Here is a 4,903-nt window from a genome sequence, read left to right on the forward strand (position 1 = left end):
GACTGCATGGATGCAGGAGCTAGAGCAACGCAGGAGCAGTTGCCGGGAGTGACTGATCACTTAGTCAGAAAATATGATTTCATTTGGTTAACTACTTATTGTCTGAGCGCTGGGGAAGGCATCAGCTGGTCTTATCATCGCTAATGATGACTCCCCCTGGGCTATAATCCGTGAGCAGGCTTTTGCATAGCATCCGGGATCAGAATCCTGATAGACTTGCGGCGACACTATTTATCAGTTTATCAGTAATAACCACCAAAAAAATTCAGGACTTTGCTGTTATCCCATGTCATTTGTTGAATTAAAAGCGGCTGTATCCCTTACCCTGGTCTTTGTCTTCCGGATGCTTGGACTGTTTATGGTACTGCCTGTTCTGGCTCTTTTTGCTGACGATCTTCAGGGGGCTTCGCCCAGTTTGATAGGTGTGGCCATTGGTGCCTATGGGTTTAGTCAGGCCATATTGCAGATACCTTTTGGCTGGCTTTCTGATCGCTTGGGCAGAAAGCCCGTTATCCTGTTGGGACTGTTTATTTTTCTACTGGGAAGTCTTCTGGCGGCACAGGCTAACACCATTGAGGGGGTTATTGCCGGACGAATTTTGCAGGGGTGTGGTGCCATTGCTGGTGCAGTGGCAGCGTTGATGGCTGACCTTACCCGGGATCAGCATCGAACCAAAGCCATGGCAATGATCGGTATGGGGATTGGCCTTGCCTTTGCCATTGCCATGGTACTGGGGCCGGTTGTCAGTGATATCTGGGGGCTGTCTGGACTCTTTATCTCTAATGCCCTGATGGCTGTGGCAGCGATGCTGGTTATTATTCTGCTGGTGCCAACGCCGGTCATTAAACGGCAGGACTTAAACAGTTCTGTTGATCGTCAGGTGTTGTTTCAGGTCTTCACTAATCCGGAGTTGCTGAGGCATATTATTGGAATTTTTGCCCTCCATTTTGTGTTGATGGCCCTATTTGTTTTTATTCCCGAGCTCTTGCGCAAAGACTTTGATCGCTCTGCTCATGGCGGTATTTATCTGGCCGTCCTGGGCCTCTCATTTGTGATGATGATCCCCCTTATTATATTCAGTGAGCGTCAGCGTCTGCTCAAGCAGTGCTATAGCTTTAGTATTGTCATCCTGTTCGTGGCTTTTGCGCTGTTTTATCAAGGCATGCTCAGTGCAACGATGTTGTTGGCGGGCTTAATTGTTTTCTTTTTTGGTTTTAATTTTCTGGAAGCCACGCTGCCATCCCTGGTCAGCAAACTCGCGCCTGTAGGGACTCGTGGCACTGTCATGGGAGGCTATTCCACCAGCCAGTTTCTGGGGGCAGCCATGGGAGGCAGCCTTGGGGGCCTTGCCATGGAGTATGGCGGTGTTCCCGCTGTCATAATGCTTTGTGCAATTCCCACTGCCCTGTGGTGCTGGTTGTCTGTTACTATGAAACAACCACCCTATGTGAGTACTATGGTAATGGCTTTGAATCCTGAGTTTGATGATGTCAGTTCAGTGGGGGAACGACTTGCTGGTATTGACGGTGTTCAGGAAGTGACTGTGCTTGCAGCAGAGAAAACAGCTTATCTGAAAGTCGATAAGCAAGCACTGAACTGGTCTGAGTTAAGACAGTTTGGCCAGTGCTAGATAGAAACGGTTGCAATATGTAGCTCAGATATTAAGCCTGCGAGTTTACATAGAATAAAAACGGGTAACCAGATATAGGGCTTTTGTTCTTAAAAGCATTTTTAATATTGAGTGACCCTGTAAGGTTACTCCATGGCGTCTTCAATGAATGAACTGTTCTTGGAGGCTATTTGAGTTTGAATGAATATGGCGGAGAAGCTAGGAGAAGCTAAATGGCTCGAGGCGTTAATAAAGTAATACTGATTGGTAATCTGGGTAACGATCCGGATGTGCGTTTTACTCCCAATGGCAGTGCCGTAGCAAACCTGAGTCTGGCGACCAGTGAGTCCTGGAAAGACCGTAATACTGGTCAGCAACAGGAGAAAACCGAGTGGCACCGGATTGTTATTTTTGGCAAGCTGGCTGAGATTGCCCAGCAGTACCTTCGTAAAGGATCAAGAATCTATATTGAAGGTAAGCTGCAGACACGCAAGTGGCAGGGGCAGGACGGTCAGGATCGATATACTACCGAGATTGTCGTTGATGGATTCAGTGGTCAGATGCAGATGCTGGATGGCCGTCAGGAAGGCGCTATGGGAGCCCCGGTGGGAGGCGGCTACCAGCAGCAGGCACCGCAACAGCAGCAGTCTTATGCTCCGCAGCAGCCTCAGCAATACGGATCACCACCACCACCACCACCACAACAACAACAACAACAACAACAGCAGCAGCAACCAGCTCAGTCGCAGCAACAGCAATCTTCTCCTCAGCCACAGCCTGCCGGTGGTTTCGACGATTTTGATGATGATATCCCGTTCTGAGTTAAGAACCTCTCTTCGCGAACGCCGCCGGGCATTAAGCGCTGACCAGCAGGTCAGCGCTGGTGAAATGCTTTGTGATATTCTTAGCATGCGAACTGAGCTTACGGATAGCCAGCATATTGCTATTTATATTGCTAATGATGGCGAAATAAATCCGGACGCGCTCCGTGATTTTCTCTGGAATTCTGGCAAAAAATGTTATCTGCCGGTGATTGGGAGCGGTAACAACCTTCTGTTTATTGAATACCTGCCCGACACTCCTCTGGTTTTCAATCGTTTCGGAATCCCTGAGCCTTCTTTGCAGGAAGTAAGACCGATTTCTCCGGAAAATCTTGATGTTGTCCTTGTACCTTTAACCGGTTTTGATGAAGCAGGCAGAAGGCTTGGTATGGGAGGAGGCTTCTATGACAGAACATTTGCTTTTACCAGGACTGCAGAAAAGCCAATACTTATTGGCCTTGCTCATGAGTGCCAGAAAGTTGAATCGATTCCTGTAGAGCATTGGGATATAGCCATGTCTGGTATTGCAACGGACAGTCGCTATTACTCAGTATAAAAATATTACTTCTGGTAAAAAAACCACCCTGTTTGACTAAGGGTGGTCTTGATTGGATATTGTCAGAGTTCAACATTAATAATTCAGATCAATGGGCTAATAGCTTTCGCAAGCTTCTCCGGGAATACGCATAAGGGCTGGTTTGCCATAGGCAGATGTTAGCGCGGTAATCGTTGATACTTTAGAGTCAGTTCCGGAATTAGTCAGGCAGAAAGATACATCATCACCCTTGATAACAGAGGCTTGAGCTTTTCCATAGCTGTACAATGTGCATGAGCTCTTCTGAACATTGATAGTAGACGTTTGTCGGCCATCAGAAACAGTGACGAATAAGTCAATTGGGTTTTCAGTGATATATGCACTTCCTGCCGTTGTCCACCCTGTCATCTGCTTAACTAATAACAGGTTGGTGATACCTCTGTTTTTAGGGACATAAAGATTATCGCCAATGTGATCAAATTGTGAGTCGTTCTGTATTGACCCCTGATTAACCAGAACGCTGTCGATGTAATAGCCATCCTCAGTGGTTAGTGTCATCATACCGCAGACATAGTCATTGGCTACGGGCAGCAGTCTTAATAACTGACTCAGGAAAACGTGGTGGGCAACACGGTTGGAAAGAATGCTTGTAGCACTAAAGTCATAAACCTTTTGCGGGATGTATGACAGCACTTTTGTAAAAGGGCTGTCCGGAGCATAGTTTCCAGAACCAAGAAGAATAGTAGCATGGGCAGCCAATTCAAGCAGAGAGAAAGTACCACTACCAATTGTTGACAAAGAACTCCCGCCTGATCGCCCATTCTCAACCCCGGCTCTGGTATCGGAAGAAGCTCCCCATGATGCCGATGTGATTGATAACAATAAGACGATGGATAAACACTTTCCTCTAAACATGCTAACCCCTTATCCGGATGGCTGTTTTAATTAAGAAAAAACGGTTCTCTCTAAATAAAGATCAGAACCGAACGGTTGGACAGTAAGCAACCCTTATTATTCCTAGCTTTAAATATATTTTTTTGAAATATTTCATGGCTGTGTATTAATTTTAAGCTCGGTAATGGAACTTGTTTACTGTATGGAGAGATACTAAAAGGGATTCTAGAGTAATATTTTATTTCCGCAAAATGGTATGGCTATATAAAAAAATAAATAAATGTTTTTTATTCATATGTAGGTATTTTCATAATCAATATATATAAAACAGCCGTTGTTATATTTCATGTGGAGTTATTTTGATTAGTACTATGGTTTTTAATATGTAGTTAATAAAACAGTTTTGCTGCTACTCGGCGTGTAAATATTCTTTGAGCGATTTTTAATTTGTGCGATCTGGCATATAGAACTGGCAAGAGATGCATTCAAGGATCGCCCTGGGCTGTTGGCAATAATTCGCCCTGTGGGTGGTTGCTTCTTTCATTCCAGGGATGAGATTGCCTTTATGGAACACCAGATTAAAGATGCAGCGATGGTGGGCGTCGATGGCATTGTTGTTGGCGCTTTAGCTGGCGGCTACCTTTCACCGGGCTTTTGGTGTCACGCCAGACTGGCAATATTCCCTGAGGTGAAACGCTTTTCTCTGCATACATTCAGTGTTGTACTGGAACATGGACAGGTCAGCTCTTTAAAGGTTCGTCAGATGAAGTCTTCAATGGCCCGAATGTAAAATGTACCTCTGTTCTTAATCACTAACCTTCGTTATCTTTAAAGATATTGCTTTAGGGTGATCGGCGCTCAAGGTCGACCCCGGGTCAGGGTTTTTTGGGAATAGTGGTTGTTCAGCTGTTCTACGGGGCAACGCAGGAGTTGTTGCCTGGTAAGACCGTTTATTTTCGGATCACTTCCTGTTCCTGGTCGACTCTTGCGACAGTTGAAATAAAAAGCAACGAACGCAACAAGCCCTGCTAGGCTTGGCCTGTG

6 protein-coding genes are annotated in these 4,903 nt (G+C 45.7%); 4 read left to right on the forward strand and 2 right to left on the reverse strand.

The window, feature by feature from the left end; all coding sequences use genetic code 11:
* The first annotated feature begins 286 nt into the window (after window positions 1–286).
* The 3 genes from KDK15_RS04995 (at window position 287) to KDK15_RS05005 (ending at window position 2,986) form a co-directional block, all read left to right on the forward strand.
* Window positions 287–1,630: an MFS transporter gene (locus KDK15_RS04995; protein ID WP_373691338.1), complete on the forward strand. Its 1,344-nt coding sequence runs from the start codon at window positions 287–289 to the stop codon at window positions 1,628–1,630.
* Window positions 1,631–1,842: 212 nt separating this feature from the next.
* Complete coding sequence (ssb, locus tag KDK15_RS05000) at window positions 1,843–2,430, forward strand: single-stranded DNA-binding protein (RefSeq protein WP_257294265.1); 588 nt, start codon at window positions 1,843–1,845, stop codon at window positions 2,428–2,430.
* Complete coding sequence (locus KDK15_RS05005) at window positions 2,411–2,986, forward strand: 5-formyltetrahydrofolate cyclo-ligase (RefSeq protein ID WP_257294266.1); 576 nt, start codon at window positions 2,411–2,413, stop codon at window positions 2,984–2,986. The genes ssb and KDK15_RS05005 overlap by 20 nt, the downstream gene beginning before the upstream one ends.
* Window positions 2,987–3,082: 96 nt before the next feature.
* Here KDK15_RS05005 and KDK15_RS05010 read toward each other — a convergent pair whose 3' ends face one another.
* Window positions 3,083–3,880, reverse strand: a complete 798-nt coding sequence (locus KDK15_RS05010; RefSeq protein ID WP_257294267.1) for a hypothetical protein — start codon at window positions 3,878–3,880, stop codon at window positions 3,083–3,085.
* A gap of 484 nt (window positions 3,881–4,364) precedes the next feature.
* On the opposite strand from KDK15_RS05010, the gene KDK15_RS05015 reads away from it, so the two are divergent.
* The gene (locus tag KDK15_RS05015; protein WP_257294268.1) at window positions 4,365–4,649 is read left to right on the forward strand and encodes a copper homeostasis protein CutC; all 285 of its coding nucleotides are present in this window, start codon (window positions 4,365–4,367) and stop codon (window positions 4,647–4,649) included.
* 68 nt (window positions 4,650–4,717) lie between these two features.
* On the opposite strand, the gene KDK15_RS05020 is transcribed toward KDK15_RS05015, so the two are convergent.
* Window positions 4,718–4,903: hypothetical protein (locus KDK15_RS05020; RefSeq protein ID WP_257294269.1), on the reverse strand; the 186-nt coding region annotated here is incomplete at its 5' end.

Origin of the sequence: Endozoicomonas sp. YOMI1, from assembly GCF_024606345.1 — a bacterium.
Taxonomy (GTDB): domain Bacteria; phylum Pseudomonadota; class Gammaproteobacteria; order Pseudomonadales; family Endozoicomonadaceae; genus Endozoicomonas.